Origin of the sequence: Pantoea latae (assembly GCF_002077695.1) — a bacterium.
In the GTDB taxonomy this organism is placed as follows: domain Bacteria; phylum Pseudomonadota; class Gammaproteobacteria; order Enterobacterales; family Enterobacteriaceae; genus Pantoea; species Pantoea latae.
This window is the reverse complement of sequence record NZ_MWUE01000049.1, coordinates 1-349: the sequence shown is the minus strand read 5'-3', so window position 1 is coordinate 349 and position 349 is coordinate 1. Positions and strand designations below refer to the sequence as shown.

At 59.0% G+C, this 349-nt stretch carries 1 tRNA gene and 2 rRNA genes; all 3 read right to left on the bottom strand.

The annotated features are described in order from the left end of the window. Positions 1-112 (bottom strand): 5S ribosomal RNA (gene rrf, locus B2J69_RS23250); the annotation flags it as partial. A gap of 33 nt (positions 113-145) precedes the next feature. Continuing rightward, a tRNA-Thr gene (locus B2J69_RS23245) sits at positions 146-221 on the bottom strand. Positions 222-236: 15 nt separating this feature from the next. Beyond that, positions 237-349 (bottom strand): 5S ribosomal RNA (rrf, locus tag B2J69_RS23240); the annotation flags it as partial.

The window sequence follows — 349 nt, the reverse complement described above, 5'->3', positions numbered from 1 at the left end:
GGCAGTTCCCTACTCTCGCATGGGGAGACCCCACACTACCATCGGCGCTACGGCGTTTCACTTCTGAGTTCGGCATGGGGTCAGGTGGGACCGCCGCGCTAGTGCCGCCAGGCAAATTCTTTTTTTTGCCGAACTCTCATGTAACTGGTGCTGATACCCAGAGTCGAACTGGGGACCTCACCCTTACCAAGGGTGCGCTCTACCAACTGAGCCATATCAGCACACTGTATTTGGATGCCTGGCAGTTCCCTACTCTCGCATGGGGAGACCCCACACTACCATCGGCGCTACGGCGTTTCACTTCTGAGTTCGGCATGGGGTCAGGTGGGACCGCCGCGCTAGTGCCGCC